Annotated in this window: 1 pseudogene; it reads left to right on the forward strand. The window is 66.0% G+C overall.

The features are described from left to right. Positions 1-54: 54 nt before the first annotated feature. Positions 55-467: pseudogene (locus KBI52_RS00860) on the forward strand (IS481 family transposase); the annotation flags it as partial.

Here is a 467-nt window from a genome sequence, read left to right on the forward strand (position 1 = left end):
TACTTGGCGCTTCGACGGCTCGCGGCGCCCACTGCGGGCCTGGTGGAGGATCTGATGCTGTCCCTTCATCCCCAAGCCCGCACCACCCCGGCGGTCCGTCAGGAGATCGCCCGCTCGAGAGAGCCCACCGGCGTGCTGGCCCAGCGTTTCAGTGTGAGCACCGAAAGCATCCGCAAGTGGCGCAAACGTGGCGTGCAGGACTGCCAGGACCATAGCAGCCCGCCGCACAAGCTGCCCTGGAAAGCCACCGAGGAGGAACGTGCGATCGTCTGCGCTCTGCGCCAGGCCACCGGCTTTCCCCTCGACGATCTGACCTTCATCGTCACGCACTTCCTGCCGCATCTCAACCGCGATGCCGTCTACCGCATCCTCAAGGCGGAAGGCCTGGGCCGCCTGCCGCCGGCGCAGCAGCGCAAACGGGAGAGCGGCAGATTCAAGGATTACGATCTCGGCTTCGTGCACATGGA

The organism is Microvirga sp. HBU67558 (genome assembly GCF_018069605.1).
In the GTDB taxonomy this organism is placed as follows: Bacteria; Pseudomonadota; Alphaproteobacteria; order Rhizobiales; family Beijerinckiaceae; genus Microvirga; species Microvirga terrae.